Here is a 16,254-nt window from a genome sequence, read left to right on the forward strand (position 1 = left end):
ACCAGACAGAATCTCAACGTATTGCGAGCACTCCACCCACCCCTAACCCCTCCCTTTCAGGGAGGGGAACAGGTTATTTCAGCAGCACCAGTTCCTCGGCCATGCTCGGGTGCAGCGCGACGGTGCGGTCGAAATCGTCCTTGGTGAGGCCAGCCTTCACGGCCACTGCCGCGGCCTGGAGGATTTCGGGCGCGTCCGGCCCGATCATGTGGAGGCCGACGACGCGGCCCGTCGTGGCATCGCAGACCATCTTGTAGAGCGCGCGCTCGTTGCGGCCGGCCAGCACGTTCTTCATCGCGCGGAAGTCCGATGTGTAGACCGCGACCGAGCCCAGCTTGTTGCGCGCCTGGCTTTCGGTGAGGCCCACCCCCGCCATGGGCGGATGGCTGAACACCGCATTGGGGATATTGTCGTAATCGACCTTGTGCGGCTTGTTGCCGAAGACGGTGTCGGCGAATGCCTGGCCCTCGCGGATCGCGATCGGAGTCAGCTGTACCCGGTTGGTCACGTCGCCGACCGCGTAGATCGAATCGACCGAGGATTTGTTGTCCTCGCCCACCACGACCGCGCCCTTGTCGTCGAGCTCGACGCCGGCTTCGGCCAAGCCCAGGCCCGTCGTGTTGGGCACGCGGCCGGTGGCGAAGAGAACGCAATCGACTTCGACAGGGTCATGTCCGCTGGTCTTGACCTTCAGGCATCCGTCTTGCTGGCGCTCGATGCTCTCGAATTCCGAATTGAAGCGAAATTCGATGCCCTTGGTCAGCGAGATCTGGAGCAGGCGGTCGCGGATCGCTTCCTCGTAGCCGCGCAAAATCACGTCCGAGCGGTTGATGAGGGTCACCTTGGTGCCGAATTCATTGAAGATGCCGGCGAACTCGTTGGCGATATAGCCGGCGCCCGCGATCAGGATGCGGCGTGGCAACTTGTCGAGGTGGAACACTTCGTTCGAAGTGATGCCGTGCTCGCTGCCCGGGAATTCGGGGACGTGCGGGTGCGCGCCCGTGGCGATGAGGATGTATCTGGCGGTGACCTTGCGACCGCTCGCGAGCGTCACTTCGTGCGCGCCCGAAACCGTCGCGCGTTCCAGAATGATCTCGACTTTGTTGTTGGTCAGAGTCTGCGCATAAAGCCCGTTGAGCCGATCGACTTCCCCCAGCACATTGTCGCGCAGCGTGGGCCAATCGAAGCCGCAATCGGGCACCTGCCAGCCGAAGCGCTTTGCGTCCTTCAGATCCTCGGCGAAATGTGCGCCATAAACGAGCAGCTTCTTGGGCACGCAGCCACGAATGACGCAGGTGCCACCGACGCGATACTCCTCGGCAACCGCGACTCTGGCGCCATGCGCCGCCGCGATCCGCGACGCGCGCACGCCGCCCGAGCCCGCGCCGATTACGAACAAGTCAAACTCGTGATCGGCCACCCATATTCTCCTCAGCGCTCAGGGGCGCGAGATAGGCGGTGTGGGGCGCGATGCCAATGCGGGGGTCTTCGCCTGGACGCGGTCGACATGCCGCGCGGCGAAATGGAGGAGCCAGGCCACACCCGTCGCGCCGAGTGCCGCGAGGATCGGGCCGCGGTCGATCGCCTCCGCGGGCACGAAATGCAGAGATGCGAGCGCGGCGGCGAGCACGCTCCAGACCCAGATTTGCAATGCGGTGCGCCAGGGATTGCGGCGGCGGAAGCGTGCGCCGAACTCGGCGGGAAGCGGCGTGCTAAGCGCGAGCGAAGCGGCGATCTCTCCCCGCAAACCCCTCAGATCGCGGCGGAAGTCCCGTAATTTGAGCATCTCGACAGCATGCCAGAGCACCGCCCCTCCCGCCATGAGCGCGGCGATCGCTTCGCCCCGGAGCGCGGTATGGATTTGAAGCACCGTCACCAGCCCGGCGAACAGAAACGCCAGGCAGAACATCAGCTCGCGCGGGGGCGGGCGGCTGGCGACGATGAAGGCCTCGATTCGCGCAAAGGCCCGGTCTCGCCAAGCGGGTATCGCATCGGGGGCGATACGCAGCATGCGGCCGTCGCCGACATCGAACATCGGGCCCAGCGGCGAAGGCGCGAACCAGCGCTCCACCGCCGCGCGCTCGCTTTCGCGCATTGCCTTTTCGCGATCCATGCCCCCGGTCTATCCGGTAAGGGTTGCCGATTGCTTGAGGGCTCAGCCGAAGGCGCGGCGGATCAGGTCGGTGGTCGAAGCGTCGAAATCCAGTCCCCCCTGATCGGCGGCCTTGGCCATCTGCTTGCCCAGCTCCACGCCGAACTGGTCGAACGGATTGATGCCGAGCAGCACTGCGTTCACGAAGGTCCGCTGCTCGTAAAAGGCCAGCAGCGCGCCGAGCGTGCGCGGGTCCAGCCGGTCGAGGAGCAGCGTCGAGCTGGGCCGATCCCCTGGATAGGCTCGCGCCGGATCGTCATGCGCCTTCCCGGCCATCAGCGCCGCCCCTTGCGCGAACATGTTGAGCAGCAACTGGCGGTGGTGGTCCTCCGCCAGCGCATCGCCGGCTTCGATCACTCCGACGAATTCGAGGGGCACGAGGTGCGTGCCCTGGTGAAGCAATTGGAACACGGCGTGCTGCGCGTCGGTGCCGACTCCGCCCCAGGTGATCGGAGCGGTCGGATAGGTCACGGGCTCGCCCTTGGCGGTCACGCTCTTGCCGTTCGATTCCATTTCGAGTTGCTGGAGGTAGGAGGGAAGGAGCTTGAGGCGCTGATCATAGGCGAAGGCCGCCCGCGTCTCGCAGCCGCGCGCCTGGGTGTAATAAAGGTCTGCAAACGCCGCGAGCACGGGCGCGTTCTGCTCCAGCGGGGTCAGGCGGAAATGGCGGTCCATTTCGGCCGCGCCCTCCAGCAATTCCTCGAATGCATTCCAGCCGAGCGCCAGCGCGGCCGGAAAGCCGATCGAGGACCAGAGCGAATAGCGCCCGCCGACGCTTTCGGAAAACGGCACGATGCGAGTCTGGTCCACCCCCCATTCGAGCGCCTTTTCGGGCGCGGCAGTGAGCGCGATGACCTGGCCATAGGGGTCCTCGACTCCGCCTTCCCGCATCCATGCCAGCGCGCTTTCGGCGTTGAGCATCGTCTCGGTGGTGGTGAAGGTCTTGGACGCGATGGCGAGCAGGGTCGTCTTCGGATCGAAGCGGTCCATCGCGTCTTCGAGTGCTACGCCGTCGACATTCGAGACGATCGCGACCTCATAGCGGTCCGTGTCTCGACCCAGCGCATCGACGAGCAAATCGGGGCCGAGCGCCGATCCGCCGATGCCGACATGCAGGATGCTGCGGATCGGCCCGAAGGCTTCGGCCTCGATCGCATCGATGACCGCGCGCATCCGCGCCTGATAGGCGCGCGCCCTCGCCACGCTTTCGGGCGCGCCCTCCCCCCGCTCGGCGCTATGCTCCGCGGCGCGACCTTCGGTCACGTTGACCGGTTCGCCCGCGAACAGCGCGTCGCGCTTCGATGCCAGCCCCATCGAAGCGGCGAGCGCCGAGAAAGCGGAAAGCGCCTCCGCGGTCAGATGCGTCTTTGACCAGTCGAAGTGGATACCCGCCACATCGGCGGAGAGCATGGAGACGCGATTCGCGTCCTGATTGAAGAGCGCGGTGAGGGGGGTCGGCGCAAGCGCCCGAATCGTGGACCAGTCCGGCAAGGTCATGTTCATCTCCTGTCGCCCAAGCCCCTATCGTCCCATAACTGCCGCTTCCAGCGGGATTCATCCGCTTGACCTCATCGCCCCACCCAAGCAGAGCAGCACGCCATGGAAACCACGCCCTCCGACGAAGCCGTTCACGCCGGCCAGGATACCGAAACCGCGGCCGCTGCCACAACCGCCGATCCCAAATCGGAATGGCGCGATCTGGGCATGTTCCTGCTCAAGCTGGCGGCGATCGTGTTCTTCGTGCGCAGCTTCATCTTCTCGCCCTTCGTGATTCCCAGCGAATCGATGATGCCGCGGCTGCTGATCGGTGACTATCTGTTCATCACCAAATGGAATTACGGCTATTCGCGGCATTCGCTGCCGTGGAGCCTGCCGCTGATCCCGGGCCGCGTCTTCGGCGGCACCCCGGATCGCGGCGACGTGGTGGTGTTCAAGGCCCCGCCAACGGACAATACCGACTGGATCAAGCGCGTGATCGGGCTTCCGGGCGACACCGTCCAGATGGTGGGCGGCCAGCTCGTCGTGAACGGCAAGGCAATCCCCAAGCAGAAGGTCGCTGATTTCACGCTGCCGATCACGCCCAATTTCACCAAGTGCCAGATGCAGTTCCAGACTGTCGAGAATAACGAGCCGGTGTGCCGCATCCCGCGCTTCCGCGAGACGCTGGACAACGGCAAGAGCTATGACGTGATCGATCAAGGGCTGAAGCCCCAGGACGACACTCAGATCTTCACCGTGCCCGCCGAGCATGTCTTCCTGATGGGAGACAATCGCGACAATTCGACCGACAGCCGCTTCGCGCATGAGGAGGGCGGGATCGAGTTCGTGCCGCTGGCCAATCTGGAGGGCAAGGCGGTGGTCAGCTTCTGGTCAACCGATGGCGGCGCAAACTGGTTCCTGCCCTGGACTTGGTTCACCGCGGCGCGCTGGAGCCGCATTGGGGAAGGCTTTTGAATCCGGACCTCGGGGGCTGGATCAAGAAGACATTTGGCGAGCAACCCACCAATCTCGCGGCATTCGAGCGTGCGCTGACCCATGGCAGCCAGGCTGCCGCGAATTACGAACGGCTCGAATTTCTGGGCGACCGGGTGCTGGGCCTCGTCATCGCGGAATGGCTCTACGAGCGCTTTGACGGCGACGCGGAGGGCGCGCTTTCGCGGCGGCTGAATGCGCTGGTGACCGGCGCGATGTGCGCGGGGGTGGCGCGAGAAGTCGGCGTGGTGCCGCACCTTAGGCTCGGCAAGCAGGCGAGAGACGATGGCGCGGCGGACAGCGACAATGTGCTCGGCGACGTGATGGAGGCGCTGATCGGCGCGCTCTACCTCCAATCAGGAATTGCCCCGGTGCGTGCGTTCATCCGCAAGACCTGGGCAAGCCGCATCGAAGCGCACGCGCTGGCGCCGATGCACCCCAAGTCCGCGCTGCAGGAATGGGCGGCGGCGAACAACCGCAAGCCGCCCGAATATGAGATCACCGATCGCTCAGGCCCCAATCACGCGCCCACATTCGTCGTGACGGTTCGGATTCCCAAGCTGGCGGAAGCAAGCGCGGGCGGCACCAGCAAGCAGGAAGCAGAGACTGCCGCTGCGGCGGCCTTGCTGGAGAAATTGGCGAAATGATCGAAGGGTGTCTCGCCACATGACCAACCCCCACCAGCGTTGCGGCGTAGTCGCCGTCGTGGGCGCTCCCAACGCGGGCAAGTCCACGCTCGTCAATGCGCTGGTCGGGCAGAAGGTGGCGATCGTCAGCCCCAAGGCGCAGACGACGCGCGCCAAATTGCTCGGCATCGCGATCGAGGGCGAGGCGCAGCTGCTGCTGGTCGACACGCCCGGCATCTTCAAGCCCGAGCGGCGGCTGGACCGCGCGATGGTCGCCGCCGCCTGGGAGGGCGCGGAGGGCGCGGACCTGATCGCATTGGTCGTCGATGCCAAGGGCGGCATAGGCCCCAAGGTCCAGACGGTGATCGACAGCCTGGAGGGCCGCAAGGAACGCAAGATCCTGATCCTCAACAAGGTGGACGTGGCCGACAAGCCGCGGCTGCTGGGCCATGCAGCCAAGCTCAACGAGCGGATGCCCTTCGACGAGACATGGTTCGTCAGTGCCGCCACCGGCGACGGCGTTCCCGAGCTCAAGGCGGCGCTGGCCGGGGCGATGCCCGAAAGCGCCTGGCACTTCCCCGAGGACCAGGTCTCCGATGCGACCGAGCGGATGATCGCGGCGGAAGTGACGCGCGAGCAGCTGTATCTCCAGCTTCACGCCGAGCTGCCTTATGCCAGCGCGGTCGAGACCGAGAAATATACCGAGCGCGAGGACGGCTCGGTCGAGATCCACCAGCAGATCATGGTCGAGCGCCCCACCCAGCGCGCGATCGTGCTCGGCAAGGGCGGCGTGCGCCTCAAGGAAATCGGCAGTCGCGCCCGCGCCGAGCTAAGCCGGATCATGGGCGTTCAGGTTCATCTCTATCTTCACGTGAAAGTAAGGCCGGAGTGGCAGGAAGACCGCTCGCTTTATCGTGAAATAGGGCTGGACTGGGTGGAATGAGCGAAAAGCTGAAGGTCGCCATCGTACAGGATTCCCCCGTGCCGCTGGCCGTGGCGCAGGGCATGGAAAAGGTGGTCGCCAGGACCCGTGAGGCAATCGAAACGGGTGCGCGCGTGATCGCGTTCGGCGAGGCGTTTCTCGGCGGCTATCCGGCCTGGCTCGATCATGTGCCCGCGGTGTCGCTCTGGGATCATCCCGGCACGAAGGAACTGCATGCGCTGTTGCTGACCCAGGCGATCCGGGGCGACGACCCGCGCTTCGCCCAGTTGCAATGGGCAGTGGATATCGCCGGGGTTACCGTCTCGGTCGGCGGCTATGAGCGGATACGCAACAGCCTTTATTCGACGCAGTTCCTGTTCAGCCCCAAGGCCAAGGTGCTGCGCCACCGCAAGCTCGCGCTTTCGCCTGCCGAGCGGCTTCTGCTCGGCTCGGGCGATGGATCGACGCTGCAAGTGCATGAGGCGGTCTGGGGCCGGCTGGGCCAGCTTGCATCGGACGAGCATTGGATGCCGCTCACCCGCGCGGCGATGCACCATGAAGGCGAGACCGTGCATGTCGCCGCCTGGCCGACAGTGCACGACATCTCGATGCTCGCCTCGGCGCATTATGCCTATGAAGGACGCAGCTTCGTGCTTGCCGCGGGGACGATCCAGCACAAGGCCGAAATCCTCCTCGGCTATGAGCAGGCAGGCGGCGACGGCACGGCCCGCAAGCTGCTCGACCGGCTGCCCGAGGGACAGCTCCAGCACGGCCGCAGCGCGATCATCGCGCCGGATGGCGTAGTGTTGGCGCAGGCGGGCGAGGGCGTTGAAATCCTCACCGCCGAACTCGATCTTGGCGAAATCCCGCGCGGGCTGACGACGATGGACACCGACGGCCAGCAGGCGCGGCCGGATGTGTTCGAGTTGCGCGTGGACCGCCGGACGCGGACGGGAATCGTTGACGTCGCCGATGGCGAGTCAGAGGCCGCCTAGAATCTCGTCCACCCAGGCCGGCACCAATGTGCCCGCCGGACCCATGCGGCTCTCCGCGAACCAGATGCTCCCTTCCGATGGATCGAGATTGAGCTCGAGCGTCGCGGCGCCATGATAGCGCGCGGTCTGGACGAAGCCCGCGGCGGGATAGACCGCGCCTGACGTGCCGATCGAGACGAACAGGTCCGCACGCGCCAGCGCGCGCTCGATCGCGTCCATCCGATAGGGCATCTCGCCGAAAAAGACGATGTCGGGGCGCAAGGCGGGCGCGCCGCATGACGGGCATCGGCTCCGCGGCGGCAGCGATTCCCGCCATGCGGGCTGCTCGCCGCAGGAAGCGCACAATGCCGAATTCAGCTCGCCATGCATGTGAATCAGCCGCCTTGCGCCGGCGCGCTCGTGCAGATCATCGACATTCTGCGTGACGATCAGCAGTTCGCCGGGCCATTCCGCATCGAGCCGGGCCAGAGCGCGATGCGCCGCATTGGGCTCGACTTCGCTCAGCTTCGCACGGCGGGCATCATAGAATCGGTGCACCAGCACCGGATCGTCGCGGAGCGCCTGAGGGGTGCAGACCTGCTCGACGCGGTGCCCCTCCCACAATCCCCCGGGCCCGCGAAAAGTGGCGATGCCGCTTTCGGCGGAAAGGCCGGCGCCCGTCAGAATCAGGATATTCGAAATGTCCGCCATCCACTTGGTGATAGGCGGGTTAGGATTGCCGGGCCACCGGCTTGACGCGCGCTCGCCGAAGCTGCTTTCTGTGCCTGACACCGGTAGACTCGGGTCTGGGAGAGCGTAAATGACGGACATTGGCAAGAAACTGACGCGCCGCACTCTGGTCAAGGGCGCGGTCGCCGGCGGGGCGCTGGCGAGTGCGTCGAAGGTCGCGGCCCAGGCCCAGGCGATGAACCGCAAGACCCATGCGATCGTCGGTGTCGGCTCGCGCTCGCGCATGTACCAGGCCGCGATCTGGGCCGAGCACAAGGCCACGAGCAGCCTTGTCGGCATCTGCGACACCAATCCCGGCCGGCTGGCCCTGGTCGCGCGGCGCGCGTCGGAAGCGGGTGCGACGCCGCCCCGGACCTATCTGGCGGGCGACTTCGACAAGATGATCCGCGAGACCAAGCCCGAAGTGGTGATCGTCACCACGCCCGACGCCTTTCACGAGCGCTATATCGTCCGCGCGCTGGAGCTCGGCTGCGACGTCGTCACCGAAAAGCCGATGACGACGACGGCGGCAATGGCGCGCCGCATCCTCGATACCTGCGCACGCACCGGCAAGCACATCCGCGTCTCGTTCAACTATCGCTATGCGCCGTTCCGCACCCAAGTGAAGGAATTGCTGATGGCGGGAGAGATCGGCGACGTGCTGTCGGTCGATTTCCACTGGCTGCTCAACACCACGCACGGGGCGGATTATTTCCGCCGCTGGCACAGCAGCAAGGCGATCTCGGGCGGGCTGATGGTGCACAAGGCGACGCACCATTTCGACTTGGTCAACTGGTGGCTCTCGGCCAATCCGGTGAGCGTTACCGCCAAAGGCAAGCGCGAATTCTACACGCCCGAAATGGCGCGCCGCTTCGGGCTATCAGGCCCGCACGAGCGCTGCCTGACCTGTCCCGAAAAGGCGCAATGCGGCTTCTATCTGGACATCTCGGCGGATCGTGGCCTGAAAGCGCTGTACCTAGATAACGAGAAATATGACGGCTATTTTCGCGATCAGTGCGTCTGGCGGCCCGAGATCGATATCGAGGACAACATGAATGTCGTCGTCGAATACGACACCGGCGCGCAGATGTCCTATTCGCTCAACGCCAACAATGCGTGGGAAGGCTATATGATCGCCTTCAACGGCACCAAGGGCCGGCTGGAGCATAGCCAGGTAGAGAGTGTCTATGTTGCCGGCGGCGACATGGTGCAGGGCGGAGTGGAAGAAGACAAGGTCAAGACGCGCATCTATCCGCTACGCGGCGCGCCGCGCGACATAAAGGTGCGGCTGGGCCAGGGCGGGCATGGCGGCGGCGACGCAGTGATGCTGGCCGAACTATTCGGCACTGCGCCGAGCGACCCCACCTTCCGCGCCGCGAATGAGTTGGGCGGCGCCGCGTCCATCGCAGTCGGCATCGCGGCGAATCAATGCTTCAAGACCGGCAAGGCGGTCGAAATCGCGGACCTGTTGCCCGGCCTCAAAAAGCCCGAGCTTCCGCCGATGCCGACGCGCAAGGACAAGGTGCCGATGCCGCCGAAATGGGTGAGGGGATAAATCCTCGACGCCCTTCGCGAGCCGATTACAGGCGAGCGGCTGGCGATGCGCAGGCGCCTGAAGCGATTCTGGCGGTGACCGAGGAGCATGAGCTCCGCGGCGGTCCGCCAAAAGCCGGGCGCGATTTATGAACGACGCCTGCCTCGCATTATGATCGGCGACTAATGCCCGGCGCGGGCAGCGAGGTCATCTTGCGGTGGCCTCTTCGAGCGTGAGCAACTTCAAGTCGTGCACATAATGACCGAGCACGCGGGCGTTGCTGCCATAAGCGCGCGGATGCGGGTCGGTCGCGCCGGTCAAGTTCACCGCGGCTCCATCGCTGGCGATCGAGATGAAACCGAGCTGCCCCATGTCGAGATTGGTCGTGTAGCCGGATACGACGCCGCGCTCTTCGAGGATATTTCGCCGGCGCGCCGCGGCCGTGCCCGATAGATGCACGCGCGCCGAGAGAACGTCCTAGATCCGGCCGTCGTTAGAAAGCTCCCGCAATGATAGCCCCAGCATCTCATAGATTGCTGCATTGCAGCGCAGATCGTCGCGAGCGCGTCCGCAATGCGAAAGCCCAGCCCGCCCGGCACCGGATGCGCTTCGATGCCGGGGAAGAGCGCCGCAGCTCGGGCATCGTCTCGGCATGCTGAACCGGCGGATGCCGGCCGGCCCGGAAGATGTCGCCGAAGTGACGGCGCCCGGCGAAGTGATCGTACGGGGCAGCGCGCGAAGACCTCTCCCGCTACGCTGAGCCTTGGCGCAATCGGTTGCGGATCGCTATCGCCGAACTGTTATTGAATTTGGCCGCCCGGCCGGACTGGGCCCCGGGGCATGGCGCTCGCGCAGCAGGTTCTTCTGAACCTTGCCCATCGCATTGCGGGGCAGGTCATCCAATAGGATCACTTGGCGCGGATGCTTGAAACGGGCCAGTTTCAAGCGGCATTGATCGAGGATCATGTCCGCAGTCGCCACACCGCTGCCGTCCGCCACCACCGCCGCTATCACCGCTTCGCCGAAATCCGGATCGGGCACGCCGAACACCGCCGATTCCGCCACGCCTTCCAATTCGTCGATCAGCAACTCGATCTCACGCGGGTAGATGTTGTAGCCGCCTGAAATGATCAGGTCCTTCTGCCGCCCCACGATGCTGAGATAGCCCCGGTCGTCGAACTGGCCCAGATCGCCCGTGATGAAGAAGCCGTTGGGACGGAGTTCCTCCGCAGTCTTTTCGGGCATCTTCCAATAGCCCGAGAAGACGTTGGGCCCGCGCACTTCGATCATGCCGATCTCGCCGGGCGGCACCGGTCCGCCGCTCTCGGGATCAGTGATCGCGATCTCCGTGCCGGGCAAGGCGAAACCCACGGTGCCCGCGCGCCGCGCGCCCTCATAAGGATTGGACGAATTCATGTTGGTCTCGGTCATGCCGTAGCGCTCGAGGATGCGATGGCCGGTACGCGAGGCAAAGGCGTCATGCGTTTCGGCAAGCAAAGGCGCGCTGCCCGAAATGAAGAGCCGCATGTGCTCGGTCGCCTGGCGCGTCAGGCGGGGGCTCTGCAGGAGCCGGGTGTAAAAGGTGGGCACGCCCATCATCGTGGTGGCGCGGGGCAGGGCGTTCAGGATCGCATCCACTATGAATCCCTCGTGGAAAATCATCGCCGCGCCGGACTGGAGGCATACATTCACCGCTACAAACAGGCCGTGCGTATGGAAGATCGGCAGCGCGTGGAGCAGTACGTCGCCCGAGCTAAACCGCCACAGATCGGCCAGCACCTGCGCGTTCGACAGCAGGTTGGCGTGTGAAAGCATCGCACCCTTCGAGCGCCCGGTAGTGCCCGAAGTGTAGAGAATGGCGGCGAGATCGTCGGGGCCGCAGGCGCGGGGGGCGTGGTGAGTGTCCGCAGCGTGCGCGGCATCGGCAAGGCTGCCCGATCCGTCGCGATCCAGCGTGAGCACAGTCGCGCCGTGGCGGCTCGCGATCGGCGCAAGCGCGGCTTGCGCAGCGGGCGCGCAGATAAGCAACCGCGGTTCGGCATCGCCAGCGAAATAGGCGACCTCGTCTGTCGTGTAAGCTGGGTTGAGCGGCAGGAGCGCCGCGCCCGAGCGGACGCAGGCCGCATAGAGGGCCAGCGCCTGGGGCGACTTCGCGACCTGGACCGCCACGCGGTCACCCTTCGCGACGCCAAGCGACTCGAACAGATTGGCATATCGGGCCGACAGCCGCAGGAACGCTGCGAACGAGACCGGACCGCCCTTCTCCGGGAAAAGGAAGGGCGCGCTATTATCCCCATGCGGCCTCAACAGTGCGTCGAACAGCAGGTTCTCCATGCTCATCCCTTCCTCGCCTCACGTTGCGCACCCTTTAGAAGCGCCTGCATGCGGGGCGATGCAGCAACGCGCTTCTCGCCGAAATATGCTTCGATATTAGGCTCCAGGCGCTTCAGATCGTAGAGATAGTTGACCATCGCCCCGTGCGATTGCCGCATGCCGTTTTCGGATAGATCGGCGTCTGAGTGGACATCGTGGACGCTCGCGCCGTTGCCGAGATGAAAACGCGCGACGCTGTCCAGCGGAGTACCGTCGGGCCGCTTGGCCTCCAGCAGATAGCGGGCGGCGTCGATGCGCAACTTCTCCCCGGATTGCGCGCCCGACAAGGGCTGCTCGGCGAGCCAGCGGGTGAGCCCCGGTATTGGCGACAGGGTAATGAAACGGGCGAGATGCGGAAACTCGTTCGACAGGTCCTCGACGACTTGCTTGATCAGCGAATTGCCGAAGGAAACGCCGCGGAGGCCCTCCTGGCAATTCGAAATCGAATAGAAGACGGCGGTGTCCACCTGGTCTTGGACGAGGATATCGCGGCCGTCGGCCAGCACAGCCTGGATCGACCCGGGTACTCCGTTGCATAAAGCGACTTCGACGAAGATCAGCGGTTCGTCCGGCATGCTGGGGTGGAAATAGGCGAAGCAACGGCGGTCTTCAGGCGCGAGCCGGCGGCGCAGATCGTCCCAGTCCCGAATGGCGTGAACCGCTTCATATTCGATGATCTTGTCAAGGATGATCGCTGGGCTGTGCCAACTGATCCGCTTGAGCACCAGAAAACCCGGATTGAACCAGGACGAGAGCAGATGCGCGAAATCCAGGTCGATCCGGGCAAGATCCGGATGCGCATCGACGAGCGAGAACAGATCGCGGCGCATGGCGACGAGCGACGGAGTTGCGCCGACGACGCGGTTCAGCCGGCGCAGCAATTCCTGTCGCCTCGGCTCTGCCGCCTTGACGAGCTTGGCCAGGCCCTGGGCCGTGCGCGCCGCGCCATAGGCTGTCGCGAGCCGGGCGATGGCGGTCGGATCAAGATCGAGATCGCGCGCGAGGAATTCGAAGAAGCCGAGCTTCGCCGGGGCGTCCATCATCGCATACCGGGCGAGGATTTCGCGCGCGGTCTTGATTGTCGCGATGTCGCCGGTCTCGCTGAGCAGCAGCTCGCACAATGCCTCGACAGTGCGGTTATCGCCAATGCGGGAGGGCGTGAAGCGGCGTTCGAACAGAGTCCCGATGATGTCCTTCAGGTAATTGGACTGACGCATGCCCCTTCTCCGTCACGACCGTCTCAGCCGAAAGAATATCGATATTATTTGACAAGGCAATCATAATCGATATTTTGTGACTCCAGGGAGAGCGGCAATGAAGTTCATGGTTGGGCAGCACGATGGCGCACGCTCGGTTTTCGTGGTGGACGGGAACGGGGCCCGCAATCTCACCCGGGCGGCGCCCGAGATAGGCACCGACCTGCTTCGGCTGGCCAAGGGTATGCTATCGGCGGAGGAAGTGGCGGCGCGGATTGCTGAGCTGCCCAACATCGCACTGGCCGATATCCAAGTGCTGCTCCCGATCGCGCGCCCTTCCAAGATCATCTGCCTCGGGCTGAACTATGTCGATCACGTCAAGGAAGGCGGCTACGAGATTCCCGATTATCCGGCGCTGTTCATGCGCGGCGGCAATTCGATCATGCCCGCGGGCGCTCCGATGGTGCGTCCGGCCTGTTCCGAACGGCTGGACTACGAAGCGGAACTGATGGTGATCGTGGGAACGGGCGGGCGGCATATCGCCGAAGCCGATGCGCTGTCGCATGTGTTTGGCTACACTGCCTTCAACGATGGGTCGGTGCGCGATTATCAACGCAAGACGCATCAATGGACGCCCGGCAAGAATTTCGACGCCACCGGAGCGATCGGCCCACTTGTCGTGACACCCGACGAGCTGCCCCTTGGGGCCGCAGGCTTGAAGATCGAGAGCCGGGTCGGAAGCGAGATCCTGCAGAGCGCAAACACTTCCGACATGATGTGGTCCGTCGCAAAGGCTATCGCGACCATCTCCGAATATGCGACGCTCGAACCCGGCGATTTGATTGCGATGGGAACGCCGCCCGGTGTCGGCCACGCGCGCACGCCACCGCGCTGGCTGCGTCCCGGCGAAGTGATCGATGTCGAGATCGAAGGCATCGGCATCTGCTCGAGCCCGATCGTTGCCGAGGAGGATATGTTCGCAAAGGCGGCGGAATGATCGCCGATACAGCGTCCGCGCCCGATATCGGGCGGGCCGCGGCACAGGCTGCGGTCCGCGTCCTGCGCGCGAAGCGCCCGGCGCTCGATCCGTTGTCGATCGACGTTATTCTAGGTGGGGCGCGTTCGCATTATGGCTGGACCAGCCGCCCGGTGCCCGACGAACTGCTCGAACGGATATACCATTCCGCCGCCGCGGGACCGACCAGCATGAATTGCTGCCCGGCCCGGTTCCTGTTCGTCAGATCCGAGGCCGCAAAGGAGAAGCTGGCCAAGTCGCTCCGCTCGGCGAACATCGCGAAGATGATGGCAGCTCCGGTAACCGCCGTCATCGCCTATGACAGGCAATTCTGGCGCGACCTGCCCTTCCTGTTCCCGCACGAGGACCGCCGCGCGCTCTTCGAGCAGAATCCGGCGCTCGCCGACGAGACCGCGTTTCGCAACTCGACGCTGCAGGGAGCTTATTTCGTGATTGCCGCGCGGGCGCACGGGCTCGATGTCGGGCCGATCAGCGGCTTTTCAAACGAAGTGGTCGATGCCGAGTTCTTTGGGGGCTCCGAGACGAAGTCGAACTTCCTGTGCAATCTTGGCTATGCTGACGAAACGGCGCTGTTCGAGAAGTTGCCGCGCTTCCCCTTCGATGCCGTCTGCTCGGTTCAATGAGCGCCCCGCGATACCGCCGCCGACCGAGGAGCTGTTGCCCATGCGCAAAGTGACGCCAGACACGATCTCGGAGGTGTTCATGGGCTATTTCAGCCCGGAAACCGATCCGCGGCTGCGCGCGATAATGGAGGGCCTGACGCGGCACATGCATGCCTTCGTTCGCGAAACCGGGTTGACCCATGACGAATGGCGCAAGGCGCTGGAGCTGCTCGGCTGGGCAGGGCGCATCACCACCCCGGAGCGCAACGAATTCGTGCTGTTGTCCGACGTGCTCGGGATCTCGTCGCTCGTCGATATGATCAATTCGAGCCCGGGGGCGACAAGCTCCAGCGTATTGGGGCCCTTTCACATCTCAGGCGCGCCGCCGCTCGAGAATGGCGGCGACATGAAAAGGGATTTCGAAGGCGATGTGGTTCTGGTCCAGGGCCAGGTGCGCGACGATCGCGGCGCGGCGGTGGCCGGGGCGACCGTCGATATCTGGCAGACCGCTCCCAACGGCCTCTATTCGAGCCAAGACCCCGCACAGGACATCCACTCCTTCCACGGGGTCATCACCACCGGGGCGGACGGACGCTACGCCTTCACTACGGTAAGGCCGGTCAGCTATACGGTGCCCACCGATGGTCCGGTGGGCCAGTTGTTGAATGCTGCGGGGCGACACCCATGGCGCCCCTCGCATCTCCATTTCATCGTCAAGGCAAAGGGCTGCCGCTCGCTGGTGACCGAGGTTTTCCCGGACGACGATCCGTATCTCGACCAGGACACTGTGTTCGGCGTTCGGGAGGATCTCGTGATGCGCTATGTCCGGCAGCCTGCGGGCAGCTTCCCCGGAGGGATGGCGCTATCCGGCAAAGTTCATGGCGATTTCGATCGGGTCGATTTCGACCTCATTCTCGCGAGAAGCGACCCTGCTTAACGCAGATTCTCGGCGAGAAATCGACCGGTCGCTTGGTAGTGGGCGACAAGGCTCGTAGCTGCGCGGTCGGCGTCGTGGTCCAGGATCGCAGCCATCATCTCGGCGTGCTCCGCGGCGATGTCGCGGGCGCCATAGTCGATCGCTTCGCCGGCCAGATAGCGATAGCGGATATTCAGATCGTAGAGCTGGTCGCACAGTTTCAGCAGGATCGGCGAACCGCAATTTGCCAGCAGCGCCATATGGAACGCCTTATGCCGATTCTCGAACGCGTCACCGCCTTCATCGCGCTTCGCCCGGGTAAGCCGGTGGAGGCGAAGCACCAGGTCCTCCTGCCATTCCGGGGTCGCGTTGGCGATGCTCTGGCGCAGGGCCATCACGTCCAGAACGCAGCGCAGTTTCAGGATTTCATGGAACTGCGCCTTGCTGGAAGGAGCCGCGCGGAAGCCGCGCTGGTCGATCCGTTCGACTAGTTGATCGGACGTCAGAAGGCTCAAGGCCTCGCGGATCGGCGCGGTGCCCGCCTCCAGCCTGGTCTTCAAGGCTTCGATCTTGAGCTTTTCGCCCGGCGCAATCTCGCCGGTCACGATCATCCGCCGGATTCGCAGGTAAACGCGGTGCGTAGCGGAGGGAAGATCGGAGGGGCTGCCAGAGCATAGTTCGGCCATTCCCGAATAATATCGATTTTTCGTATTTGCTCAATG

16 protein-coding genes are annotated in these 16,254 nt (G+C 64.5%); 8 read left to right on the forward strand and 8 right to left on the reverse strand.

Features of this window, described 5'->3' with window-relative positions; all coding sequences use genetic code 11:
• Positions 1 to 73: 73 nt before the first annotated feature.
• From gorA to pgi, 3 genes are read right to left on the reverse strand one after another with little or no spacing between them, the layout of a single operon-like run.
• Positions 74 to 1,420 carry a glutathione-disulfide reductase gene (gorA, locus tag VF617_RS05710; RefSeq protein WP_331013903.1) on the reverse strand — a complete coding sequence of 449 codons (1,347 nt, stop codon included), beginning with the start codon at positions 1,418 to 1,420 and terminating at the stop codon, positions 74 to 76.
• Positions 1,421 to 1,438: 18 nt separating this feature from the next.
• Positions 1,439 to 2,113 carry a hypothetical protein gene (locus VF617_RS05715; protein WP_331013904.1) on the reverse strand — a complete coding sequence of 225 codons (675 nt, stop codon included), beginning with the start codon at positions 2,111 to 2,113 and terminating at the stop codon, positions 1,439 to 1,441.
• Positions 2,114 to 2,155: 42 nt separating this feature from the next.
• Positions 2,156 to 3,649: a glucose-6-phosphate isomerase gene (gene pgi / locus VF617_RS05720; RefSeq protein ID WP_331013905.1), complete on the reverse strand. Its 1,494-nt coding sequence runs from the start codon at positions 3,647 to 3,649 to the stop codon at positions 2,156 to 2,158.
• Between the two features lie 102 nt (positions 3,650 to 3,751).
• Here pgi and lepB point away from each other — a divergent pair, with 102 nt between their 5' ends.
• From lepB to VF617_RS05740, 4 genes are read left to right on the forward strand one after another with little or no spacing between them, the layout of a single operon-like run.
• Positions 3,752 to 4,606 carry a signal peptidase I gene (gene lepB, locus VF617_RS05725; RefSeq protein ID WP_414713965.1) on the forward strand — a complete coding sequence of 285 codons (855 nt, stop codon included), beginning with the start codon at positions 3,752 to 3,754 and terminating at the stop codon, positions 4,604 to 4,606.
• Positions 4,603 to 5,271 (forward strand): ribonuclease III, encoded by a 669-nt coding sequence (gene rnc / locus VF617_RS05730; protein WP_331013906.1) that lies wholly within the window; start codon positions 4,603 to 4,605, stop codon positions 5,269 to 5,271. Before lepB ends, rnc begins: the two co-directional genes overlap by 4 nt.
• 19 nt (positions 5,272 to 5,290) lie before the next feature.
• Positions 5,291 to 6,193 carry a GTPase Era gene (gene era / locus VF617_RS05735; RefSeq protein WP_331013907.1) on the forward strand — a complete coding sequence of 301 codons (903 nt, stop codon included), beginning with the start codon at positions 5,291 to 5,293 and terminating at the stop codon, positions 6,191 to 6,193.
• Positions 6,190 to 7,167 (forward strand): nitrilase-related carbon-nitrogen hydrolase, encoded by a 978-nt coding sequence (locus VF617_RS05740; protein ID WP_331013908.1) that lies wholly within the window; start codon positions 6,190 to 6,192, stop codon positions 7,165 to 7,167. Before era ends, VF617_RS05740 begins: the two co-directional genes overlap by 4 nt.
• Here the strand turns inward: VF617_RS05740 and VF617_RS05745 are convergent.
• On the reverse strand, positions 7,153 to 7,857 hold the full coding sequence (locus VF617_RS05745) for an NAD-dependent deacylase (protein ID WP_331013909.1): 705 nt from the start codon (positions 7,855 to 7,857) through the stop codon (positions 7,153 to 7,155). The genes VF617_RS05740 and VF617_RS05745 overlap by 15 nt on opposite strands.
• Positions 7,858 to 7,966: 109 nt before the next feature.
• Between VF617_RS05745 and VF617_RS05750 the strand changes: the two genes are divergently transcribed.
• The gene (locus VF617_RS05750; protein WP_331013910.1) at positions 7,967 to 9,430 is read left to right on the forward strand and encodes a Gfo/Idh/MocA family oxidoreductase; all 1,464 of its coding nucleotides are present in this window, start codon (positions 7,967 to 7,969) and stop codon (positions 9,428 to 9,430) included.
• 186 nt (positions 9,431 to 9,616) lie between these two features.
• On the opposite strand, the gene VF617_RS05755 is transcribed toward VF617_RS05750, so the two are convergent.
• The 3 genes from VF617_RS05755 to VF617_RS05765 form a co-directional block, all read right to left on the reverse strand.
• Positions 9,617 to 9,868, reverse strand: a complete 252-nt coding sequence (locus tag VF617_RS05755; protein ID WP_331013911.1) for a hypothetical protein — start codon at positions 9,866 to 9,868, stop codon at positions 9,617 to 9,619.
• Between the two features lie 327 nt (positions 9,869 to 10,195).
• A complete protein-coding gene (locus VF617_RS05760) occupies positions 10,196 to 11,749 on the reverse strand; it encodes a malonyl-CoA synthase (RefSeq protein WP_331013912.1) in 1,554 nt (517 codons plus the stop codon).
• The gene (locus tag VF617_RS05765; protein WP_331013913.1) at positions 11,746 to 12,999 is read right to left on the reverse strand and encodes a malonyl-CoA decarboxylase; all 1,254 of its coding nucleotides are present in this window, start codon (positions 12,997 to 12,999) and stop codon (positions 11,746 to 11,748) included. Before VF617_RS05765 ends, VF617_RS05760 begins: the two co-directional genes overlap by 4 nt.
• Before the next feature lie 97 nt (positions 13,000 to 13,096).
• Between VF617_RS05765 and VF617_RS05770 the strand changes: the two genes are divergently transcribed.
• The 3 genes from VF617_RS05770 to VF617_RS05780 are packed head-to-tail and all read left to right on the forward strand — an operon-like array spanning position 13,097 to position 15,553.
• Positions 13,097 to 13,975, forward strand: coding sequence for a fumarylacetoacetate hydrolase family protein (locus tag VF617_RS05770; protein ID WP_331013914.1), 879 nt, complete (start codon positions 13,097 to 13,099; stop codon positions 13,973 to 13,975).
• Positions 13,972 to 14,637: a malonic semialdehyde reductase gene (locus VF617_RS05775; protein ID WP_331013915.1), complete on the forward strand. Its 666-nt coding sequence runs from the start codon at positions 13,972 to 13,974 to the stop codon at positions 14,635 to 14,637. The genes VF617_RS05770 and VF617_RS05775 overlap by 4 nt, the downstream gene beginning before the upstream one ends.
• A gap of 40 nt (positions 14,638 to 14,677) precedes the next feature.
• Complete coding sequence (locus tag VF617_RS05780) at positions 14,678 to 15,553, forward strand: dioxygenase (RefSeq protein ID WP_331013916.1); 876 nt, start codon at positions 14,678 to 14,680, stop codon at positions 15,551 to 15,553.
• On the opposite strand, the gene VF617_RS05785 is transcribed toward VF617_RS05780, so the two are convergent.
• A complete protein-coding gene (locus VF617_RS05785) occupies positions 15,550 to 16,218 on the reverse strand; it encodes a GntR family transcriptional regulator (protein ID WP_331013917.1) in 669 nt (222 codons plus the stop codon). The two genes, VF617_RS05780 and VF617_RS05785, sit on opposite strands and share 4 nt — an antisense overlap.
• Positions 16,219 to 16,254 lie beyond the last annotated feature (36 nt).

Origin of the sequence: Sphingomonas sp., assembly GCF_036388215.1 — a bacterium.
Lineage (GTDB): Bacteria > Pseudomonadota > Alphaproteobacteria > Sphingomonadales > Sphingomonadaceae > Sphingomonas.

Bases quoted from the DNA above. Each gene is read 5' to 3' on its own strand.
- VF617_RS05715 (WP_331013904.1), bottom strand. From the start codon at position 2,113: ATGGATCGCGAAAAGGCAATGCGCGAAAGCGAGCGCGCGGCGGTGGAG.
- pgi (WP_331013905.1), bottom strand. From the start codon at position 3,649: ATGACCTTGCCGGACTGGTCCACGATTCGGGCGCTTGCGCCGACCCCC.
- lepB (WP_414713965.1), top strand. From the start codon at position 3,752: ATGGAAACCACGCCCTCCGACGAAGCCGTTCACGCCGGCCAGGATACC.
- era (WP_331013907.1), top strand. From the start codon at position 5,291: ATGACCAACCCCCACCAGCGTTGCGGCGTAGTCGCCGTCGTGGGCGCT.
- VF617_RS05740 (WP_331013908.1), top strand. From the start codon at position 6,190: ATGAGCGAAAAGCTGAAGGTCGCCATCGTACAGGATTCCCCCGTGCCG.
- VF617_RS05745 (WP_331013909.1), bottom strand. From the start codon at position 7,857: ATGGCGGACATTTCGAATATCCTGATTCTGACGGGCGCCGGCCTTTCC.
- VF617_RS05750 (WP_331013910.1), top strand. From the start codon at position 7,967: ATGACGGACATTGGCAAGAAACTGACGCGCCGCACTCTGGTCAAGGGC.
- VF617_RS05760 (WP_331013912.1), bottom strand. From the start codon at position 11,749: ATGAGCATGGAGAACCTGCTGTTCGACGCACTGTTGAGGCCGCATGGG.
- VF617_RS05765 (WP_331013913.1), bottom strand. From the start codon at position 12,999: ATGCGTCAGTCCAATTACCTGAAGGACATCATCGGGACTCTGTTCGAA.
- VF617_RS05770 (WP_331013914.1), top strand. From the start codon at position 13,097: ATGAAGTTCATGGTTGGGCAGCACGATGGCGCACGCTCGGTTTTCGTG.
- VF617_RS05775 (WP_331013915.1), top strand. From the start codon at position 13,972: ATGATCGCCGATACAGCGTCCGCGCCCGATATCGGGCGGGCCGCGGCA.
- VF617_RS05780 (WP_331013916.1), top strand. From the start codon at position 14,678: ATGCGCAAAGTGACGCCAGACACGATCTCGGAGGTGTTCATGGGCTAT.
- VF617_RS05785 (WP_331013917.1), bottom strand. From the start codon at position 16,218: ATGGCCGAACTATGCTCTGGCAGCCCCTCCGATCTTCCCTCCGCTACG.